Here is a 21,976-nt window from a genome sequence, read left to right on the forward strand (position 1 = left end):
AACAGGGGGCGGTGCGGCCGTTTCACTCGGTCACGACCGTGCGGCTTGTGCCGGTGACCGCGCGATATTCCGCGCGGTACATGTCCTCGACCAACGCTGCGGGGTGGTGGAAATCGCCGGGGCTGACGGCGCGGGCGATGTAGGCGAGGCGGAATGTCTCTGACCCGCTGTGGTTCACCGCGGCAAGGAAGCGATCAGAGCGGAACTCGGCATGTTGGGTATTTGCCGTCTCCAACCAATCCAGGCCTGCCACGTCACCGGATCGGATCAGGTTCGGGTTGTCGATCTCGATCCCCGCTGGCAGCGGATCATCGACCATCAGCCGCGCACCGACTTTTTCGAACGGCGTGACCGTCAGCACGATCACGCGTCGTTCGCCTATGGTCCAAGGCCCATCGGCAGGTGCACCTTCCAGCGTGTAGGCATCGCGGGCGATGCTGTAGCCGTAGCCCCCTGCCTCGGGCGGGGTGAGCGGCACGCCGTAGGTGCTGAGCGTCACATTCTGGGGCTGGCCCGAAACATTGCGGATGATCGACGCTGCGTCGCCCAACACTCGGCTTTGGACCACTGGGCCGGACACCGGCGTGTCATCCACCGAAAGCACTGGTGTCCCAGCACCGTCGCGCAATGCCTGCGCGGCCATGAGAAGCTGAGCCGCCTCTTGGGTGGAGTACCCACCGCGGCCCGCCGTCACCGTTGCGGCAAGGCGGGACTGGTCGATACGGGTGCTGCCCGCCTCTGCCGCCAGATGCAGAAGGCCCGCCGCATCGCGCAAGGAAGTCCCGTAATCGGCGCGCCACAGGCCAGTGTCCGTGTTGTTCCGTAGCGCCAGGTCCTGCGCCAGACCAAAGAGCCGATCGGCGCGGGTCTGTTCCCCGTAGCTGGCGAGGGCTGCGCCCAGTTGTGCGCGGGCAAGCGGAGTAGAGAACGCTTCTGCCTTGGTATCAGCGTAGTAGCGCAGATCGCCAATTGATGCCGACCCGGCACGGGCCAGGACCATAAGAGCATAGGCGATATCTTCGCCCCCTGCATCGAAATCCGGGGCGTAGTTGATCCTGTTGCGCAGGTTATCTAGGGCAAGGCGCCGGGCGCGCTCCGGCACCGCGTGCCCTTGATCACTTGCCCGCAGGAGGAAATCGGTGACGTAGGCATCCAGCCAGAAATCCCCTGACTGCGCTCGCCAGAGGCCAAAGGCCCCGTTGCTGGCCTGTCGGGTCAGGACGCGATTGATGGCCGTCGTGATCCGCTGGTCGACATCCGCCAGACCCGCCGCCTGCGCCGTGCGCGGCAGGTAGAGCAGCGGCAGTGCTGCCGATGTGACCTGCTCGGTGCAGCCGTAGGGATACCGGTCAAGCTGCCCGATCAACCCCGGCATGTCGAACCGGGCGAGCGGTCCAGCCGCGAGCGTTGCCCTTGCGCTGTCGGGGCGGAGATCCGCAAAGACATTGTCGTCGAAAGTCAGCGCCTCACCCGCTGCCAGTTCCAGACGCTGGGTGACGGCTATGGTTGGGTCGTTGGCCCGAACGCCAAGTGTCAGCGACTTTGTCAGGACCATGCCATCAGGTGTGGTCAGCGCCACATCGATACTGTGATCTCCGATCTCTTGCGCCGTGAGGGGTAGGGACACGCGGACGGTGCCGTTGTCGGCCAGGTCAATGGTTTGTGGTGCTGCTCCGACCGATAGGCCGCTGCCTGACACTTCCAAAGGCATCACACCTGATGTGCCCGCGGCGTGCACGAATTCAAACTGTACGCGGCTTTGGTCCCCCGGGGCAAGGAAGCGCGGCAAGGCCGCCGAGATCACAACGGGGTCGCGCGCGATGAGGTCGGAAGCGGCTTGTCCGACGCCTTTGTCCGACCAAGCCACAGCCATTAGCCGGATCGTGCCGTTGAAGTTGGGACGCGGGATCATCACCTGGGCAACGCCGCTGCTGTCGACTGGGATTGGACCTGAAAAGGCGGCCATGACCGCCTCTGTTGGGGGCGGGCTTTGCCGTTGCATTGAATTGCCTGCATCCCCGCCAGACCGAACCATGCCCAGCGCGCCGCTTTGACCATCGATCAGGCGACCGTAGACATCGCGCAAGTCAACGCCAAGACGGCGCTGGCCGAAATAGTGACCTTGGGGGTCCGGTGCTTCGAAGCCCGTCAGGTTCAGGATACCGACATCGACGGCAGCGAGGGTGACAAAACCTTGAGCGCCTTCAAGACCATCAATGCGCACTGCCACCTCGGTCTTTCCTTCTTGGCCACCCACCTCTTCCGGGGCGTCGATGGCCACAGTCAGTGCTTTGTCCTCTGGATCAATGGCGGCATGGGCCAGTCCGAGCACGCGGGCCGGGCCGGGGTCGCTGGACACGCCTGCGCGCAAGACCGATGCAGTGACATAGGCACCTGTGCCCCAACCTTCCGTCACCTCAAGCGGGATCACCGTTTCGCCCGCGCGCACAGGGATGGCCTGCCGCGAGATCACGCTGCCGGACAGGACGGATACAAGCGCCACGCCGTCGTGGGGCGGCACAATCCGCAGTTGCGCGGTATCGCCAACCCGATAGTTCTCGGCATCGAGTGACAGCGTTAGGCGATCCGGGGTCGCGCTGCTGTCAGCAGCTCCATACCAGCCAGATGCAAATGCGACCGAGCTGGCGGTATAGGCCCCTTGCGTGCTTTCGACGACAAGCTCGTAGTCGCCCCATTCGGTGGGCGTATTGATCTGCACGGGCGCGTCGCCAAGAACCGCAGCGCCTTGAGACACGCGGATACGGCGCGTGATCGGTTCCCAGTTCCAGTTGCCGTTCAGTTGATACCATTGGTACCGTGTTTCGATCTTGTTGACTGTCCACTGCACCGGCAGGTCGGCGGGTGCATCAACTGCGATCACTTCGAAATCGGCGCTGCCGCCTTCGGGCAGGACATCGTCGAAAGCGGGTTTGATGCCGATCACCGTACCTTCAGGCGCAATGGGACGGGTCAGGCTGCGCTCAACCGGGCGGCCGCCACTGTCGGACACGCGGACAGTCGCCACGGCTTCGAGTAGCACGTCATCGGCTTCTACCTCTGGCCAAGGCAAGGACAGGTAGGACCGACCCTCCGCATCCGTGCGTCCGCCCTGCACGTAGCGACGTTGTGGAGAGAAAGCCGCGTCATGCCGGCCAAACAGATATCCGGGATACGCCGCGAGCCCGGTGCGTTGCCGCACCTGAATATCGCCTTCGACCGCTAGATCTGCACCGGGCGCACCAAACAGGTATTGCGCGTCCACATCCACGATTGCGGGGGCATCAAGGCTGAGCGGTGCGTCGTCAGCCGTCAGCGTCACATCGATACGGTCAGGGATGAAATCCTCGACCAGCACGGTTTCGGTGGCGAGCGCGGGCGCCTTCAGATCGCCCTTCACCTCGATCCGCCACGTCCCGCGCGGCACTGTTGGTCCAAGTGGCAGCGATACGACGTGGCCACCGCTTTGTCCGTTGGAACTTACCGTCCGGCTGTATTCGACACCATCCGGGCGGCTGAGAATGACCGTCAGCGGCAAGCCATCGATAGCTCGCGCTTTGTCGTCACGCGCCAGCGCTGTCAGGTAGATTGTGGCGCCGGGGCGATAGGCACCGCGATCTGTCGTCACAAACAGGTCAATCGGCGGCGCGGGCGGGCGTCCCTCGACCCCGCGGTCGGACAGATCAAAAGCCGGGTCCGTGAGCGGCAGGAATACGAAATCATCCGCTGTTTCGACCTGCACCATTGCCGGACGCGCGGATCCAAGTCCACGGGTCAAGCCAGTATCGAACTGGACAAACCCTTCGGCGTCTGTCTGCGCCTCTCCCAGCACCGCGTTGGCCTGAGAAATGAGCCGCACGGTTGCCCCGTCCACGGCACCGGCATCGCTAAGCGCCCGGACCGAGGCTGTCAGGCCGTCATTCCCCTGCCACGTGCTGAGCCCCAGATCGGACAGCACAAACCACTGCGTCGCGGCCACAACGTCATAGCCATCACGCCCCTGTTCGCGTGCGGACAGGACATAGACGCCGGGAGGCTGGTCGCCCAACGCCTCATCCAGAGGGAGACGCGTGCGCATTTCGGTATTGAGGTCATTCTGCACCTCGCCCGTGCCACGCCAGATCTCTTGCGCGATATCCGAATTGAATTGCTCAACCTGCCATTGCGACAGTGGGCGACCAAAGAAGTCACGGCGCAGGGATTGGATAAGGTTGCGGTCACTGACCCGGCTGAGCACGAGATCAACCTCGTTCACATTCACCGTCTCGATGGGGATGCTTGCCCCGGCCCCGCGGGCCAGAACGTAACCTCGCCCCGGAAAGCGAACGACCGGCGTGCGGTCGCGAACATAGAGATTAAGCGACACGTCCTTGGCCAGCACCTCTCCGCTTTCGGCTGGAAGGCCGGAGCGGAATGTGACGCTGTACCGCTCTCCGTGCCGCACCCCGTCGATGCACAGGTCGCGTCCATCTGCAGCAACGACAAGGCCGGGTGTCGCCGTACGCACGAACGGCTCGTAGTCCACGCCACCTTTTACCAAAGGTTCCGAGAAGGTGGCGCAGATGCGCGGGGCGGCACTGTCATTGTCCACCTGATGTTCGACAACACGGAAACCGTATTTTGCGATGGCTTCGTCCAACGCTCGGCCCACGTCATCGCGCGGCTGGATACTTTGCGCCAGGCGCAAAGCTCGGATCGTGTCGCGCCCCCGCCCGTTGAGCTCCAAGGCATCCGCAAGGGTTTGCAAGGCGCTGACCTGACCACCCGGGGTGTCAGCACGCAAGTAGCCGTTCAAGGCTGCAGGCACGGCAGCTTGCCGGGCGCTGCGACGCTGGCCTGACGGCACATCATCGCCTTGGCGCAGAGCGATGTAAGCGTAGCGTGTCCACAGGTCTGGCGCGTCCGTCAATGCAAGTGCCATTCCCGTCCAGCGCAGGGCTGCGGCCCTGTCCCCACGGTCCCACGCGGCGCGGGAGGCCGTCAGCGACGCGTCCAACGCCTGACCCGACTGGGCAAAGCGCAAACCAATGTCAGAGGCCAATCCGCGCGCCTCATCAAAATCAGCCTCGGGTAAATCCAACGCAGCGGCACGGCGCGCAGCCACTGTTTTCAGATCGTCAGATATGACAATCCGTCTGGCCGAGCGCGCACCGGCATAGGGCTGCTCTTCACTGATCTGGGCCTTGGGAAAACAAGCGTTTGACCGATCGTTGAACGTGAAGCCAATGCATGCATCATCCGCGCTGCAGGCCCGCGCGCAGGCATCAAACGTTGTATCGAACAGAGATGTGCGATCCTGACCAGGATAGTCGACATCCTGGGTCACGATATACCGATCATCCGGTATCGGACCCTGCCCCCACGCCGCCGCTGCCCAAAGTAGTGCAACCAGTCCAACCAACGCGTGGCGCATGATGCCGCTCCCAAATTCAATTTAAGAATTCCGTCAGTCTGACACGGCCCATGCGAGCGGCGCAACGGGCCACCGAAGCAGTTAAGCGGTTCTTCACCGTCGGCGTGACATATGATGTGGGAATCTTGTGTGGCGGAGGACCGGTATGAGTCTTGCAAACAAACTGGCAGAAGAGCGGCGCGGCCGTCTGGCCGCGGAACGTTTGCTTGAGCTGAAGGAAGCCGAACTGTCAGCCGCCAACCGCAAGCTGGGCAAACACGCCGCCGCCCTGCAGGGAGAAATAGTCGAAACCCGGGCCGAGGTGGCAACGGTCAAGACCGAGAATGAGCGCGTCAAAACCGAGCTTGGACAGGCCAATCAGAAAGTCCAGATCGCCGAACGCCGCCTGTGGCATTCGGTACAGACGATCACCGATGGCTTTGCGTTCTTCAACTCCGACAACCAGATGATCGCGGCCAACGCCAGCTACCTCGCGATCTTTGACAACATCGAAGCGATTCAACCCGGCGTGAACTACGTCACCATTCTGCAGGTGATGACGGACGAAGGTATCGTGAACACCGAAGGGATGGACGCCCAGGCGTGGCGGCAGAAGATGCTGGACAGATGGATGCAACCCCAACCTGATCCGGTGACCGTGCGGCTGTGGAACAATCAGTATGTCAAACTGGTTGACCGGCGTGGGCAGGCCGGGGACATCGTTTCGCTTGGCCTCAACATCACCGAATCCGTACGCTACCAGCAGGAACTCAAGACGGCCCGGGCAGAGGCGGAGGCCGCCAGCCGCGCCAAGTCGGCATTCCTTGCCAATATGAGCCATGAAATCCGAACGCCGATGAACGGTGTCGTGGGCATGGCAGAACTGTTGGCGGACACGGGGCTAAGTGAAGAACAACATCTCTATGTCGACACGATCAAGAACTCGGGCGAGGCGCTGCTTGTCATCATCAACGACGTTCTCGACTACTCCAAGATCGAGGCGCAGAAGCTGCAATTGCATCTTGAGCCCTTCGATCTTGAGCGCAGCATTCACGAGATCATCATGCTGCTTCAGCCCTCCGCACGTGACAAGGGTCTGACCCTTCTGCTGGATTACGACCTGTTCCTTCCGACCATGTATGTGGGTGATCCGGGACGTATCCGGCAGGTGCTGACCAACCTGATGGGCAATGCTGTCAAGTTTACCAGCGAAGGGCATGTATTGGTACGTGTCACTGGTGTTCCGGACCTGGAAGCCGGCCATGCGGATGTGACCATCGTGATCGAGGATACCGGCATCGGCATTCCAGAGGACAAGATCGATCACATCTTTGGCGAGTTCAATCAAGTCGAAAACGAACGCAATCGCCAGTTCGACGGCACAGGGCTTGGCCTTGCCATATCGCAGCGACTTGTGTCGCTGATGGAGGGCGAGGTTTGGGTTAGTAGCGAGGAAGGGATCGGATCGGTCTTTGGTTTCCGCATTCCGCTCAAGCTGAGCGAGGCAAAACTGCCAGAACATCCCCCGGTTCCGGAAGGGCTGCGGCGTGTGATGGTCGTTGATGACATTGAGGCCAACCGAACAATCCTTCAACGTCAGCTGGAGCAATTGGGTCTGGGCGTTGTGTGTTGCGCCTCAGGTGAAGAGGCGCTTGAGCAGTTGACCGACATCGACCTGATCCTGACGGACCACAACATGCCCGACATGGACGGCCTTGAGCTGGCCGAGGCCGTGCGTGTGACGGGCGCGAACACGCCAATCCTGTTGCTGAGTTCAAACCCGAGCTTTGCCACCAACGACCCCGGTGCCGAGCATCTGCATGCCATCATGCAGAAACCAGTGCCCCGCGCTGACCTGTTTGCACGGCTTGAAAGCGTTGGCCCCGTAATTGGTGCGAATGGCACCTCTCCCAAGCCGGTCGAAACGCGACGGATGATTGTGTTGGCAGCCGAGGACAACAAGACCAATCAGCTCGTCTTTGGCAAAATGGTCAAGGATGCGGATATCGATCTGCATTTTGCGAACAATGGGATCGAAGCAGTCGAGATGTTCGAAAAGATTTCACCAGACCTGATCTTCATGGACATCTCGATGCCCAAGATGGACGGCAAGGAAGCAACCGAAACGATCCGCGCGAAGGAGAAGGAGATCGGGGGCCACGTGCCCATCGTTGCGCTCACCGCGCATGCCATGGATGGTGACGACAAGGGGATTCTGGAGGCCGGTCTGGATCATTACCTGACCAAGCCCCTTCGCAAACCCGAAATCCACGGCATGTTGCACGACATGTGCCCCGACGGCGTCACCCCGCCCTTTGGCGAAGTGCCTAAAGAAGGTGCCGCTTAGTTTTTGGGATAGGGTCGGACAAACACCGGTTTGGCATCCGTAGACAGGTCCGGTTTGTATTCGTAGCCATCCGTATTGAAACTGCGCATCCCGTCCAGATCCGTGATTCTGTTCTGGATAATGTGCCGTGCCATGGCGCCCCGCGCGCGCTTGGCAAAGAAGCTGACGATCTTTGGGCCTTGCCCCTTGTCCTCCATGAACGCGGGCGTAATCAGCTGCAGCTTCAGCGCCTTTTCGGGCACGGCGCCAAAATACTCCTGGCTTGCGCAGTTCACGAGCATATCAGCGCCCGTCTGTTCGGCCTGCGCGTTCAGCGCCTTTGCCAGATCGGTCCGCCAGTAGTCGTATAGCGAGGCACCCCGGCGAGTCTTTAGCCGGCTGCCCATCTCCAAGCGGTAAGGCTGGATCGCATCCAATGGACGCAATAATCCATAAAGCCCCGAAAGAATGCGCAGATGGTCTTGGGCATAGGTCGTGTCATCCGCTGACAGTGACGCCGCATCCAGCCCCTGATACGTGTCCCCAGCAAAGGCGAGCATTGCGGGGCGGGTCGTTTCAGCACCCGGATCGTCGGCAAAGGCTTGAAACCGGTCGCGGTTCAAGCGGGCCAGATCATCACTCAGGTCCATCAGAGACTTGAGTTTGCCCAATGTCAGATTGCGTGCCGTCCGCGCCAAACGCACCGCGTCGTCCTGCATGGCTGGGGCCGTCGTCTGCACGTCCCGCTCTGCCCAATCCAGCCGTTTGGCCGGAGAAATCACCACCAGCATCTCTGCCCCTTCATCCTTATTCTCGCTGATCTAGCCCGCGGCCCGCAGCACGTCCAGAAACGCGGGACCAAAACGTTCCGCCTTGCGATCGCCCAGCAAACGTTCGAGCCCAGCATCATCATCAGGACGCAACTGCGCCACCTTCGCCAACTGAGACGCCGAACAGCTCAGCGGTTTGTCCGTGCCATCCCTGCCACGCGCCAATTCCGCCTGCACCGCCAGCAACTGGTCATAGATTGTGCCGGCGGTATGCCCCGCCAGTTTGCGGCGCGACGGGTGCACGGCCTCGGCCTCTCCATTGATCACTTCAAGGAAGGCAGATCCAAACTTCTCCAGCTTCTTGGCCCCGACCCCGTTGACCTGCGCCATCTTGTCCAGGTCCGCGGGACGCCGTTCGGCCATTTCAATCAAGGTACGGTCGGGAAAGATAACGTAGGCGGGCACTTTGGCCGCCTCAGCGAGTGCGCGGCGCTTGGCCTTGAGCGCTGACAAGAGCGGCGCGTCTTCCTCGGACACCATCGATTTTACCGCCGGCCGGCGTGCTGCTGCCGCCTTTATCGTATCTTTGCGAAGCGTGATCTGCGCCTCGTTCCGCAGGATTGGCAGGGCCGCATCCGTCATGCGCAGCGCGCCGTAGCGATCAGGATCGGGCCGAACAAGGTCATGGCCCATCATCTGCCGGAACACCGCCTGCCATTGCGGCTTCGAGTATTCCTTGCCCACGCCATAGGTGGGCAGGCTGTCATGGCCACGCTGGCGGACCTTGTCGGTCTCAATCCCCAGCAGGATGTCGATCAGGTGACCCGCGCCGAACCATTCGTCGGTGCGCAGCATGGCCGACAGCGCCTTGCGGACAGCTGTTGTGCCATCGAACACCTCAGCAGGCTGGTCACATAGGTCGCATTTGCCGCAACTGATTTCTGCCTCGCCAAAATAGCCAAGAAGCGTCTTACGTCGGCATTCCAGCGCTTCGGCCAGTCCAAGCAGCGCATTCAGGCGGGCATGGTCTGCCATGCGGCGTTCGGGTGGTGCCAGCCCTTCATCGATCTGGCTCCGGCGCAGCTTGATGTCGTCGGGACCAAACAGGGTCAACGTCTCGGCAGGTGCACCGTCACGGCCTGCACGCCCGATTTCCTGATAGTACGACTCGATAGATTTCGGCAGATCCGCATGAGCCACCCAACGGATATCAGGCTTGTCCACACCCATGCCAAAAGCCACGGTGGCCGCAACGATCAATCCATCCTCTTGCTGGAAACGGCGTTCGGCGATACGCCGATCTTCCGCCTCCATCCCGCCGTGATAATGGACTGCAGCGTGACCCGCCTCGCGCAGCGCTTGGGCCAGCGTTTCGGTCTTGGCCCGCGTGCCGCAATAAACGATGCCAGACTGCCCTTTGCGGGCGGCGGCGAAATTCAGGATCTGCGCGCGCGGGCCATTCTTGGCCGCAAATGCTAGATGGATGTTGGGCCGGTCAAAGCCGCGCAAGAAGGTACGCGGTTGCACGCCGTCAAACAGCTTCTCAATGATTTCGACCTGCGTTTCGGCATCCGCCGTTGCGGTGAACGCAGCCAGCGGCACGTCCAAGGCCCGCCGCAATTCGCCAATACGGAGGTAGTCGGGGCGGAAATCGTGCCCCCACTGGCTGACGCAATGGGCCTCGTCCACGGCAATCAGGTTGACGCCGATGCGGCGCAGCATACCGATGGACGACCCTGCAGCCAGCCGTTCGGGCGCAATATAGAGCAGTTTCAACTCGCGCCGTTCCAGCGCCTCCCACACGGCGTCCGTCTCTTCCGGCGTGTTGCCCGAGGTCAGGGCCCCCGCCTGCACGCCCGCTTCCTGCAATGCGCGCACTTGGTCGCGCATCAGGGCAATGAGAGGTGAGATAACAACCGTTACGCCATCACGGATCAGCGCAGGCAATTGGAAACAAAGAGATTTACCGCCGCCGGTCGGCATGATGGCCAAAGCGTTTTCGCCCATCGCTACGGCATCGACTATCTCTTCCTGCCCGGGGCGGAAGCCGTCGAACCCAAACACATCCCCTAGCAGCGTGGCAGCGCTGGCCATGTCCGAAACCCTGTCAAATTTTATGTAGTCTGCTCTTTGGATACAGACTCACATTTTAACGGGCCGTGAACAAGGGGGATCAGAAGAAGATGGCCGGCAGGATGATGCTGCGCAGGGCGATCACGATGACAAAGGCCACAAGCGGCGCCAGGTCTAGCGGATGCGTGTCTGGCATGAACCTCCGGATTGGCTGGTAGATCGGCTCAAGCAACCTGTTCAGCCCCGTCCAGATCTGCCCCACGATGGGCTGGTGCATGTTCAGCACCTGGAAATTGATCAGCCAGCTCATGATGATGTGGACGATCATGATCACATAAACGACGCTTAGAACCAGATCGAGCAGTTGATAGATCACCAGCATGGGCGGTTTCCTTCGTTATTCCAGCCACAGACCTAGGCCGTACGCCCATGTGGCGCAAGGTCACGTGGAACACCCATTGAACTTTCGCTGCAACGCGGCAACTAGGAGGGCAAGGAGTTAAGCCCATGTTTCCATTTGTTCGCCTTGCCAAAGAGATGGTCAAAGTCCGCCGCCAACTGCCGCTGGGATTGACCGACCTGCATGTGACACAGCACCGGGTGTGGCCCTGGGACCTTGATGGCTTCATGGAGCTGAATAATGGGCGTGCCCTGACACTGTATGATCTGGGCCGCCTCGGCCTTGGCCAGCGTGCGGGCCTCATCGATGTGCTCAGGGCCAATCGCTGGGGGCTGACCATGGCCGGATCATCCGTGCGCTATCGCCGCCGCCTGCATGCCTTTCAGAAGTTCGAGATGCGCAGCCGCGCCGTTTGCTGGGATGACAAGTTCACCTATCTGGAACAATCCATGTGGAAGCCGGATGGTGAATGCGCCAGCCACGTCCTGTACCGATCGGCTGTGACGGACAAGAACGGGATCGTCCCGCCCCACAAGGTTCTGGAAGCGATGAATCAGGACCCGACCTCTCCCGCCATGCCTGGCTGGATCGCTGCCTGGGTCAAGGCCGAGGCACAGCGCCCATGGCCGCCAATGCAGGAAACTGACATCCCAAGCCTGAAGTCTGTCGCCTAAACCTTTTCTTGCCACATGCCCCTCGGCCTGCTTTGGTCGCCGCAACAAAAAGACGAGGGACTTGGGGTATGGCGGAGATTGGGCTGAGAAAGCGCATTTGGGGCTGGATGGCGTTCGATTGGGCGACGCAGCCTTTTTACACGCTTGGGCTGACCTTCGTTTTCGGCCCCTATTTCGCAGCCGTATCTTTCACTTATTTTGAAGCGCAAACCACGGATATTGAGGCCGCCAAGGCTTCAAGCCAAGCACTTTGGTTCTGGGGTCAGACCATTGCCGGCCTGTTCATCGCCTTCACCGCACCCCTGATCGGGGCCTATGCAGACAGCACCGGGCGACGGATGCCGTGGATCTGGATGTTCAGCGCGATTTACGTCGCCATGACAGCGGCGCTCTGGTTCACCTTTCCAGACGCATCCACCCTGTTCCTGATCCTGATCGCTTTCAACATCGCTCTGATCGCGGCCGAATTCATGCTGATCTTCGTCAACGCAATCCTGCCGTCACTTGGGACCAAGGACGAGATCGGGCGCATCTCCGGCAACGGGGCTGCCATCGGTTATTGGGGCGGCGTGCTGTCGCTGTTCATCATGCTGCTGCTTTTGGCCGAGAATGACAGCGGCAAGACACTGGTCGGGCGCGATCCGCTGTTTGGTCTTGACCCCGACACCCGCGAGGGCACGCGGTCGGTCGGCCCCTTCATCGCCGCATGGTTCGCTGTTTTCATGATCCCGTTTTTCGTATGGGTGCGCGAGCCGCGCCAAGCCAACCGGACAGGCGGCGTGAAAGAGGCCATGGCCGATCTCAAGCAATCGCTGGTCGGTGCCGTCAAACGGCGATCGCTTTTGAACTTCCTTATCTCGTCGATGTTCTACCGCGATGCTTTGAACGCGCTGTATTCGGCGGGCGGCGTCTATGCCACGCTGGTCCTTGGATGGAGCATCATTCAGATCGGCATCTTTGGGATCGTCGGGGCAATCACCGCGGCTGTGGCAACACAAATTGGTGGTATCTTTGATGGCCGGTTCGGCCCCAAACCTGTGATCAAGGCCTGCTGTTTCATCCTGATTGGCGTCACCATCGTCATCGTTGGCATGAACCGGACCAGCCTTTTCGGCATCATTCCGCTGTCCGACGGGTCAGCTCTGCCGGACATGGTGTTCTATTTCTGCGGCGCTGCCATTGGCGGTGCAGGCGGCGCAATATATGCCGCATCCCGGTCGATGATGGTGCGGCACACACACCCCGAACGTCCAACCGAAGCCTTTGGCCTGTTTGCTCTGTCGGGCAAGGCCACTGCATTTCTGGCGCCATTCCTGATCGGTCTGTTTTCGACGCTGACAGGCAATGCACAACTGGGGTATGTTCCGGTCATATTGCTGTTTATCCTTGGCCTGTACCTGTTGCGCTACGTGCACCCCGAAGGAGACCACGCCCAATGGTCAAAATCCGACGTTCCCTTACCCTGATCACCGCCTTCCTGCTCTGCGCCTGCACAAGCGGCGCGGGGACTGACATTGACGGCACGCCCACACCGGATGTGGACCCTGCCACGCTGCAAAACATTGCCAAGGGGCAGTTTGGCGGTAAACGGCGCGCCTCGGCGCAGACGGCTGCGCCTTTTGGCGGGTATTCAAGGGGATGTTTGGCAGGTGGCGTGCAGCTGGCCGAAACCGGCCAGACATGGCAAGCCATGCGCCTGTCGCGCAACCGGAACTGGGGGCATCCCGAACTGGTGGACTATGTGCAGGACCTCAGCCGCAAGGCCGCTGCTCAACCGGGCTGGTCCGGCCTGTATGTCGGTGACATGAGCCAGCCACGGGGCGGCCCGATGCTGACAGGTCACCGCAGTCACCAGATTGGCCTTGATGCTGACATCTGGATGTTACCAGCTCGGAACCTGACGCTGTCTGCTGCGGAGCGTGAAAACATCAGCTCCATCTCGACCCGTCGTGCATCCGGAGCCTATACGAATTCCAGCTGGACCCGCGCCCATCACGAAATCATCAAGGCCGCCGCCAGCGACAGCAGGACGGCACGCATTTTTGTCTTCCCCGGCGCCAAGGTGCAGATGTGCAAAGACGAAAAGGGCGACCGCAGCTGGTTACGCAAGGTGCGTCCCTGGTGGGGACACCACTATCACTTCCATGTCCGCCTCAACTGTCCCGCGGGCACACGTGGCTGCGTAGATCAGGCCGCCCCGCCCCCCGGTGATGGATGTGCTGATGCGCAGCAGTGGGTGAACAATATCCTGAACCCGCCCCCACCCGACCCGAACGCCCCCAAACCCAGACCGCGCCGCGAACTGCGTGTAGGAGACTTGCCGCAACAATGCTCTGGCGTTTTGGCCTCGCGCTGATCCTGTCGGCAACAGCTGCGTTTGCCGAACCGCTCACCTTCATCCAAAGCTGGCCGCTCGCATCGGACCGGAAGGATTTTGGCGGTCTATCCGCTATTGAAATGTCAGATGCCAATTCAGCGATCGTTCTTTCGGACCGGGGCATGGCATTTGCGCTGATCTTGGACCGTTCAACTCGCAGCATAACGATTGAACCGGCTCCACAACCCTATCCCAACCAGGACAGCGAAGGGTTGGCGCGTTCCGGCGACACGCTGTACTTCAGCTACGAAGGGCCCGCAGCCATTGCTGCGCAGAATGGCACACTGATTCCTCCCCACCCGGATTTCGCCGGATATCATCCGAATGGGTCGTTGGAGGCGCTAGCCGCGGATGACGATGGCACGCTCTATACACTGCCGGAGCGGTCAGGTGATCTGGCGCGTCCGTTCCCCATTTACCGCTTTCAGAATGGCACTTGGGACATCATCGCAACCTTGCCGCGCACAGGACCGTTCCTGCCAGCGGGCGCGGATATCGGGCCGGACGGGCGGCTCTATATTCTTGAACGTACATTCACGCCTCTTGGTTTTCGCAACCGGATACGCCGTATGGATCCCAGCCAACCAGACACACCTGCCGAAACGCTGCTGACGACCGGAGCGGGGCAACATGACAATCTTGAGGGGTTGGCGATCTGGCAGTCAGACAGCGGCGCAACCTGCCTGACCATGGTGTCGGATGACAACTTCATATCGGTTCAGCGCACGGAATTGGTTGAATACGCCCTCACGGAAACCCTTGCGGGTGGCGCCACCTGCGACTAAGAGGCGCCCGTCCGGCATGTTGCCGGGCCAAGTCGCCGCTACCTTGCAAAAACGGGCACCAGATATGACACGCGCACACCTTCCCGGCATCATTGCCATGGCCATGATCGTCGTGGCCTCGAACATCCTTGTTCAATTCCTGTTTGGAAATTGGCTGACCTGGGGAGCATTCACCTACCCGCTGGCCTTCCTTGTGACGGACATCATGAACCGGGTCTATGGCGCGGGCCCGGCCCGCACGGTCGTCCTTGTCGGCTTCATCGTTGGCGTGTTTTGCTCGCTCATCGGCACCCAGATCATGCTGCAGGGTGACGGATTCACCTACCCCGCCGTGACCTTCCGCATCGCTATTGGCTCTGGCCTCGCCTTCCTGACGGCCCAGTTGCTGGACGTCGGCATCTTTTCCGCACTGCGCAACGGCACATGGTGGAAAGCGCCGCTGGCCTCGACCATCATCGGCAGTTCGGTCGACACGGCCATTTTCTTTACCCTCGCATTCTCAGCCAGCATGACATGGCTTGAGCCCGGCAACGATGTATCCTGGGCGGGCGAGGTTCTGCCCCTGCTGGGTGTCGGCCCCGAGGTCCCGCTTTGGGTGTCCCTGGCCGTTGCCGACTGGATGGTGAAGTTGACGCTGGCGCTTATTGCATTGGCACCCTTCCGCTGGGTGACCGCACGCGCCGGCACCGCGACCTAAATCTGTTGACTTTTGCAGGCGCTGTGCCACCATCACCTTGAGTTCAACATTTGAAAGGAGGTGATCCAGTGTCGAGAAAGGTATTGGAGAGAGGTGTCGGAACAGCTTGGGAGGTCTCCTGCTAAGGCAGTCCTTCGCGGTGCAGACCGCCAAGTTGGTCGGTTGATCTAACCGGCACAACCTCCGAAACATTTCGAGAAGGGCCGCCCACCGGGTGGCCCTTTTTCGTGCGCGCCACTCGGTGTATCCAAGGTCATGCTGCGGATTAATGACGACATCACCATTGAGGATTGGGAACTGAGCGAGCAGTTTGTGCGCGCATCGGGTCCCGGCGGGCAAAATGTGAACAAGGTGGCGACGGCGGTTGAGTTGCGGTTTGAGGCGGCAAGGTCACCTTCCCTTCCCGGCCCGGTCAAGACGCGGCTGCGGCGGCTGGCGGGGCGGCGCTGGACGACCGAGGGAGCGCTGATCATTCAATGTGATGAGACGCGCAGCCAGGCCAGAAACCGGGACATTGCCCGGCAGAGGCTGGTGGATCTGATCCGGAAGGCGCTGGTGGCGCCGAAAAAAAGGATCGCGACGAAGCCGACTTTGGGGTCAAAAAAACGCCGGTTGAAGGCCAAGAAAATGCGGGGGGACGTGAAGGCCCTGAGGGGCCGGATCGAGGAGTGATGGGCCCCGGAGAAATCAGGTGTCCCATGGTGGGACGGATTTCGGATCATGGGATTTCAATGGGTTATGGGGACGGTTTTACCGTTTGTTAGGGTTTGGGGAGAGTATACTCTTCGTTCTGGGAGACTTCTGACCTTCGGCTCAACAACAATTAATTTCGCAAAGCGCAGCAAGCGGACTTTGCAAAGTCAGATTTTCGGAGGTTTAATGAAGTTACTTCTTCAATGGGAAGCACCTAAAACGAGTCTATTAGCTTTCATCAGCCTTTGCTGCCAAAGAAAGGCGCCTCAGCGCGTTGCATAGAGTCTCCCACCAAACCGGTCCTTGAGACATTACTGTTCGGACATAGTGAAAAATGGCTGTCTCGTTTTGAAGTAAGAATTCAACCAAGTAATACGCCGTGATTGTGTGGGCGACAAAACCTCCCGGCGGGTCCTTGACGATGAACCATACCTTTCTCGTGACACTAGCAACGAAATTCCATGTCCATTCTTCGAACTCACCGTAGGCTGCGATGCCGGCGGGAGTATCATGTTGTGAAACGTCGGCGTTTTCGCGAGCAGGTAAAGTTGCCTCAGGAGAAACATGTTCCGATGCTTCAGCAGCGTTCAAAATTTCGATTAACGCACTTTGCCTAATAAGGTGATCTGCCGGTTTAAGATGCTTGGTGGCACGTTCTTCCACCTCGCGCGCACCGGGATGACCCAAAAACCATACTCTGTGGGTCTCAGACAAGTCCTTCAGTTTCGCAGCTACACTGGTTGGAAGTTCTTCGGCCTGTCGATTATTGTGGACGGCCATCTCGTGGGTTTCGAGGTGCGCTTGGAGACTATTGGCAACAGACCAAATGCTTCGTGCCCCGATTGCACTGGGGTTGCGCGAAATCAATCCGTTGTATCGCTCCAACGTAGCAGGCAAATCCGGAGCAACATTTGCAGCAAGCTCGACTATTTTTGCAAGTTCTTCGGACTTGCGCTGACATTCTTGTCTCAAGTCTTCCTGGTCGTTGTCGTCGCTTATCTCTAAATTTGGATCGACGAGTCGGATTGGCCCTTCATCGTCGACAACAAATTTCGGTCCATTAGCGATTTCTTCGGGGGGGTCGTCGACCTTGTTCTGTTCAAGCCAGACTCGAAAGTCCGCCAATTTGTCTTCGATGTTTGGAATGGTAGAAATACGATTGAGCTCATGGTCGCCGTCAACAGCAGGAACATCTTCGAAGTTTATCCACCCGATAGATGTTACGTGTGCTAACGGCTTTAGGTCTCGAATACTGGTACCCCTTAGCTCAATGTGAACTCCAGAAGGTAAGTCACGGACTTTATGCGGGATAACGCTTAAGTGCTGGAGAACTTCGTGTCCGTTTCGAAGCTCTGACACACCATACAGCCGCGGGCTTAATGAGACATAGTTCCATCGCTCTTCAACGGCTAGATCCAGTATCTCTTTTGCAAGCATGAATGCATCATGCTCAAGTTCAGCTGACATTGAATCACCGATTTAACTTCCGCGAGCAGTTTATGTTTTGTTGTTTCATCTGTAAATTCGACTTCTTCCAATCGCTTTTGACGGTGACATTCTTTGGAGCGTACGTCCGCTCTGGGCTGTCGGGGGACCTTGGGACGAGGTGCGGCGGATGCCCGTAGCCAGCCCAAACTCACGAATGCTGCACCTTGGCTCAATGTCCTCTATGGTGTGCCCAACACGTGCTAAGGCTATGTGGGTTAAACCAATCGATAGAGCAGAGGGAAGTTAGTAACCAATGAAATCCGACTACCTCATTCACGACCTAAAGAGTCATTGTCTAGTTCTTCAATCACAACTGAGTTTGCTTTCGGAACCAACAACAAAGAAGGGGAAACTGGCCTTAGATTCGGCAATGGAACGTTGCATTAAAATTGGCGAACTTGCCAATTCGATCGAAGCGGCGCTGCAAGACGAACTGCTATCTGGATCGATTTTCACACACCGACTGGATCTAGTTTGGCTTGATGACAACGTAGACGAGTTCACGCCCTACATCGACGAACTAAAAAAATACGGTATCGATATTACTCCAATTTCTGGTGTCCAAGAGGCGCTAGAACACATCCGCGAACAGCAAGTCGACGGCGCTTTGGTCGATCTAAAATTGGGGGGGAAAACAAGTGGACTGGAGTTCATTGATGCGACTGAAGGGCAAATCCCTTGTGTTGTGGTGTCCAGTTACCTCTATAATTCAGAGCTTCAGCGCATAGCCATCACCAAGGGTGCAGTTGGTGTTTTGGACAAGAACCTGAATGCACCGGGTTCGAATGCATCCTTTGCAAAATCAATCTTGGGTTTCTTTTCAGAGGAAAGGCGGATCAAGGCTCTTGAGGTGGAAATTACTCAAAATCCGGGAGAGTTGGATGTCAAAGTAAACAGGATTTTGGCATCGCTCGGTCAACTACCAGATGGAACAAAGGAAGAAATCCAACCGTTCTTGAATGAAATTCTGACCGAGCTTTCTAAGAGCGAACCCGATGTCAAAAAAATAAGTGCTGCAAGATCCGCCGCAAGCAACGTTGCTCAAGGCGCAGCCGGAAATTTGGCTGCGAATGGTGTCATACATTTACTAGGGGCATTGTTCTGACCACCAAACCAGCCATTGGTTTCGAATTCGGCAGTGCTGGATTGTCCGCGCGGCGGTCGCCAGAGCGCACAAAATGAATGTCCACATTGGGCTGGGGAGTGTTGGCACTCGGCTTGTTGGGTGCCATACAGATAACATGGAACTTACATACCCTATCAACCTGATAGGAGCCGATGAAGGTGCGGCTCAAGGCGACGTATTTACTCGTGATGGCGAGTTTCTGGGAACTTGGTCCTTTGAAAGAAACGAAGAAGACGAGACCGGTGTTTTTTATTTCATCGCGGATGGAGAGACCGAACCAATGTTTAAGGAGGAAGTTGCCCTCCTTAGCAGCGGCATGCACATAGGCTTTGCTGTGAAATTACTCTGTGGCTCTATCCGGGAATGGCACGACTAGTGCAGTTAAGTGTTGCATAACTCAAATGTCTCCTTAGGGCTGGGAGCCGTAATTGGTCTGGATATGGGGAAAGGCAGCTCGGCCCCGCAGAGCCTGACCAACACAAGCCCGTGGGGTGGTTTCGCACCGCACCTTCGGTTGCGCTTTATGGTCGCCAAGCAAATTCCACAGAAATGCTGTTCGGGGCAGCAGCCAAAACACCAGCCCGCCGGGACGGGCTTGTGTCGGACCGGCGCCTTCGGCTTGATTCCGGTCTGGTCAGTGACCTGAATGAACGCGGTTTCGTCCCGCAGATCTAACGTATGGGCCGTTCCAGCGGTGTCCGCTCCGGGCTGCAGTTTGATCTTTCGGCTTTGCGGCGCTAGCCATGGAGTTTGAAAGACTGACTTTCAGGCGGTGCGGGTGACATGACCATTCGATTGCTGCGCACCCTTGTTGCGGTCGCGGACAACAAGACGTTTAGCGCTGCGGCAGACGCCGTTCACGTCACCCATGCCGCTGTCAGTCAGCAAATGCGCGCGTTGGAGGCCGAGCTGGGCCTTGCCCTGTTCAACCGTTCAACGCGGACACCCGAGCTGACCCCCGTTGCGCATGAAGTTGTGGCAAAGGCGCGCAAGCTGATTTCTGATTATGACACCCTTGTTCCGTCCGTGCTGGCCGATGGTGGGTTGAGCGGTGTGCTGAAACTGGGCGCCCTTGGCACGACGCTGACAGGGCTGACGCCGCAGGCCATGGCCATATTCAAAGGCCGGTTTCCACGGGTGGGCCTGCACATCCGCCCCGGGCTGACGGGCACATTGCTGGCCGATATTGAACGCGGCCATCTGGATGCCGCGATCATCACCAAACCTCACCTCATGCCCGTGGGCATCGTGTTTCGCCCGTTGACCGAGGAGCCGATGCAATTGATCGCTGCCATGGAAGAGCAGGAAGATGACCCCATGCGGCTGCTTGCGACCAAACCATACATCCGCTTCAACCGGAACGCGGTGCTGGGGGTCTTGATTGACAATTGGATCAGGTCGAAGCGTATCCGCGTGACCGAGGCAATGGAATTGGATACGCCCGAAGCCATTGTCAGCATGGTGCATGCCAACCTGGGTGTGTCGATTGTGCCCGATCTTGCCGTGAAACCGTTGGAGACTGTACCCGTGAAGCGATTGAGCCTTGGTGCCGACGCACCGACCCGGGTGCTTGGGTTGGCCTTCCCGGAAGATCAGATCAAGATGCGGGCCGTTGATGAGATTTTCGATGCCCTGGCCGGGGTCATTGCGGCCGTGCGACCGCAGGGCATAGACACTGTATGACCACTGACATGATCCTGTTTCTTGCGCTGGGGGCTGCGGCGGGGGGCTTCATCAATGGCCTGTCCGGCACTGGCACCGCATTGTTTGCATTGGGCTTTTACCTAGTTGTTCTGCCACCCACGACGTCTGTTGCCATCGTGGCTTTGATGTCCGTGCTGGTGGGGCTTCAAGGTCTGTGGATCGTGCGCGCGTCCATCTTTGCCCGTCCGGACCGCTTGGCCCGTTTCATCCTGCCCGGGCTTGCGGGTGTGCCGCTTGGCCTGCTGTTGTTGGATGTCATTGACACCGGGACGCTGCGCATCGGGATTGCCGTGTTTCTGATTGTCTATGGCGGATATTTTGGCTTTCGCGCGGCACTGCCGTCATTTTCGCGCAAGACCCCCGTCATTGACGTGATTGTTGGTTTTCTGGGCGGTGTCCTTGGCGGTACGGCGGGTGTATCGGGTGCTTTGCCTGCCATGTGGCTGTCTGTGCGCCCGTGGACAAAATCCGAGACACGCGCTGTCATGCAGCCGTTGAACATGGTCATTCTGAGCACGACGGTCACCTTGCTTTTCTTCAAGGGGGCGTATGATCAGGCTGCGGTGAATGCGCTTATGATCACAATTCCCTGCGGGTTGGTCGCTGCACAGGTTGGGATCATGGTGTTTCGCCGGCTGAGCGATATCGGCTTTCGGCGTTTGCTGATCCTGTTGACCCTTGCGATGGGGGCAGGTCTGCTTTTGAGCGAATTGACGTAGGCGTGTGTCAGCCCAAGAGCGCGCCCAACACCAGATTTGCACCCAATACCGAAAACGCCGCCAGAAAGAGTGTCCTGAATTGTTCCGGGTTCGTCCGGTGCCTCAAACGCTCGCCTGCTGAAAAACCGATAAGCGCCGGGATCAGCAAGAAGGTGGAGACTGCCAGATCCGGGGCCGAACTGTGCCCGACGGCAACAAACATGATAAAGATCGAGACACTGCCTGCCGAGATCAGGAAGCCAAGCGCCTGCACAAAGGCGTCGCGGTCGAGCCGGAGGCCGGTCAGATACATGACCAAGGGCGGGGCCCAAGCGGCCGTCAAGCCTCCGATCAAACCGGCGATTACGGCGCTTAACCCTTCGAACAGGCGCACCCGATGCGACGGGATGGCAGGCACCATGTTGCGCCAGCTGAGAAAGCAGAACGCGAGAACGAAAACACCCAAGGTCGCACGCAGAAATGTATCGGGCGCGGATTGGCTGAACCAGACGGTTGCGGCCACGAACAGGATCAATATGGCCGCGTAACGCCAATGCTGTTTGACACACCCGAGCCTGTCCGGACCACGCCAGAACTGCCAGACATTGCTGAGCAGCATGGGGACGACGACCAACGACACGGCAGACCTGGTATCAAGCTGAAATGTGAGAAGGGTCAGGGCCACTGTCGGCATCCCCAACCCGATAAAACCCTTCACCGTGCCTGCCAGCAACAGGACGGCGCTGGCAAACGCGATCAGGGACAGGTCGGGCATG

Annotated in this window: 18 protein-coding genes; 12 read left to right on the forward strand and 6 right to left on the reverse strand. The window is 59.1% G+C overall.

What is annotated here, in order from left to right:
- Positions 1-22: 22 nt before the first annotated feature.
- Positions 23-5,410 carry an MG2 domain-containing protein gene (locus AC53L6_RS02560; RefSeq protein ID WP_496906686.1) on the reverse strand — a complete coding sequence of 1,796 codons (5,388 nt, stop codon included), beginning with the start codon at positions 5,408-5,410 and terminating at the stop codon, positions 23-25.
- Positions 5,411-5,555: 145 nt separating this feature from the next.
- Here AC53L6_RS02560 and AC53L6_RS02565 point away from each other — a divergent pair, with 145 nt between their 5' ends.
- Entirely contained in the window at positions 5,556-7,736 is a 2,181-nt protein-coding gene (locus AC53L6_RS02565) for a response regulator (protein WP_496906687.1), read from the forward strand.
- Here the strand turns inward: AC53L6_RS02565 and yaaA are convergent.
- The 3 genes from yaaA to AC53L6_RS02580 all read right to left on the reverse strand — a co-directional run bounded on the left by yaaA (position 7,733) and on the right by AC53L6_RS02580 (position 10,940).
- On the reverse strand, positions 7,733-8,506 hold the full coding sequence (yaaA, locus tag AC53L6_RS02570) for a peroxide stress protein YaaA (protein ID WP_496906688.1): 774 nt from the start codon (positions 8,504-8,506) through the stop codon (positions 7,733-7,735). The genes AC53L6_RS02565 and yaaA overlap by 4 nt on opposite strands.
- A gap of 30 nt (positions 8,507-8,536) precedes the next feature.
- Positions 8,537-10,579, reverse strand: a complete 2,043-nt coding sequence (gene recQ / locus AC53L6_RS02575; RefSeq protein ID WP_496906689.1) for a DNA helicase RecQ — start codon at positions 10,577-10,579, stop codon at positions 8,537-8,539.
- 79 nt (positions 10,580-10,658) lie between these two features.
- On the reverse strand, positions 10,659-10,940 hold the full coding sequence (locus tag AC53L6_RS02580) for a YggT family protein (protein WP_299745098.1): 282 nt from the start codon (positions 10,938-10,940) through the stop codon (positions 10,659-10,661).
- 125 nt (positions 10,941-11,065) lie between these two features.
- Here AC53L6_RS02580 and AC53L6_RS02585 point away from each other — a divergent pair, with 125 nt between their 5' ends.
- The 6 genes from AC53L6_RS02585 to arfB all read left to right on the forward strand — a co-directional run bounded on the left by AC53L6_RS02585 (position 11,066) and on the right by arfB (position 16,163).
- The gene (locus AC53L6_RS02585) at positions 11,066-11,632 is read left to right on the forward strand and encodes an acyl-CoA thioesterase (protein WP_496906690.1); all 567 of its coding nucleotides are present in this window, start codon (positions 11,066-11,068) and stop codon (positions 11,630-11,632) included.
- 68 nt (positions 11,633-11,700) lie between these two features.
- Positions 11,701-13,098, forward strand: coding sequence for an MFS transporter (locus tag AC53L6_RS02590; protein ID WP_496906691.1), 1,398 nt, complete (start codon positions 11,701-11,703; stop codon positions 13,096-13,098).
- Positions 13,068-13,988, forward strand: a complete 921-nt coding sequence (mepA, locus tag AC53L6_RS02595; protein WP_496906692.1) for a penicillin-insensitive murein endopeptidase — start codon at positions 13,068-13,070, stop codon at positions 13,986-13,988. Before AC53L6_RS02590 ends, mepA begins: the two co-directional genes overlap by 31 nt.
- A complete protein-coding gene (locus AC53L6_RS02600) occupies positions 13,961-14,794 on the forward strand; it encodes an esterase-like activity of phytase family protein (protein WP_496906693.1) in 834 nt (277 codons plus the stop codon). Before mepA ends, AC53L6_RS02600 begins: the two co-directional genes overlap by 28 nt.
- A gap of 64 nt (positions 14,795-14,858) precedes the next feature.
- A complete protein-coding gene (locus AC53L6_RS02605; protein ID WP_496906694.1) occupies positions 14,859-15,491 on the forward strand; it encodes a queuosine precursor transporter in 633 nt (210 codons plus the stop codon).
- Positions 15,492-15,746: 255 nt separating this feature from the next.
- Positions 15,747-16,163, forward strand: coding sequence for an alternative ribosome rescue aminoacyl-tRNA hydrolase ArfB (gene arfB / locus AC53L6_RS02610; protein WP_299209751.1), 417 nt, complete (start codon positions 15,747-15,749; stop codon positions 16,161-16,163).
- Positions 16,164-16,412: 249 nt separating this feature from the next.
- On the opposite strand, the gene AC53L6_RS02615 is transcribed toward arfB, so the two are convergent.
- The gene (locus tag AC53L6_RS02615) at positions 16,413-17,651 is read right to left on the reverse strand and encodes a hypothetical protein (RefSeq protein WP_496906695.1); all 1,239 of its coding nucleotides are present in this window, start codon (positions 17,649-17,651) and stop codon (positions 16,413-16,415) included.
- A 274-nt stretch (positions 17,652-17,925) separates the two neighbouring features.
- On the opposite strand from AC53L6_RS02615, the gene AC53L6_RS02620 reads away from it, so the two are divergent.
- From AC53L6_RS02620 to AC53L6_RS02640, 5 genes are all read left to right on the forward strand, one after another.
- Entirely contained in the window at positions 17,926-18,777 is an 852-nt protein-coding gene (locus tag AC53L6_RS02620; protein ID WP_496906696.1) for a hypothetical protein, read from the forward strand.
- A 136-nt stretch (positions 18,778-18,913) separates the two neighbouring features.
- A complete protein-coding gene (locus AC53L6_RS02625; RefSeq protein WP_496906697.1) occupies positions 18,914-19,174 on the forward strand; it encodes a hypothetical protein in 261 nt (86 codons plus the stop codon).
- A gap of 110 nt (positions 19,175-19,284) precedes the next feature.
- Positions 19,285-19,473: a hypothetical protein gene (locus tag AC53L6_RS02630; protein ID WP_496906698.1), complete on the forward strand. Its 189-nt coding sequence runs from the start codon at positions 19,285-19,287 to the stop codon at positions 19,471-19,473.
- A 108-nt stretch (positions 19,474-19,581) separates the two neighbouring features.
- A complete protein-coding gene (locus AC53L6_RS02635; RefSeq protein ID WP_299211574.1) occupies positions 19,582-20,481 on the forward strand; it encodes a LysR family transcriptional regulator in 900 nt (299 codons plus the stop codon).
- The gene (locus tag AC53L6_RS02640) at positions 20,478-21,221 is read left to right on the forward strand and encodes a sulfite exporter TauE/SafE family protein (RefSeq protein WP_496906699.1); all 744 of its coding nucleotides are present in this window, start codon (positions 20,478-20,480) and stop codon (positions 21,219-21,221) included. Before AC53L6_RS02635 ends, AC53L6_RS02640 begins: the two co-directional genes overlap by 4 nt.
- Before the next feature lie 7 nt (positions 21,222-21,228).
- Here AC53L6_RS02640 and AC53L6_RS02645 read toward each other — a convergent pair whose 3' ends face one another.
- Complete coding sequence (locus AC53L6_RS02645; protein ID WP_496906700.1) at positions 21,229-21,975, reverse strand: sulfite exporter TauE/SafE family protein; 747 nt, start codon at positions 21,973-21,975, stop codon at positions 21,229-21,231.
- Position 21,976 lies beyond the last annotated feature (1 nt).

The sequence above is a fragment of the Tateyamaria sp. LSS28 genome (assembly GCF_059611725.1).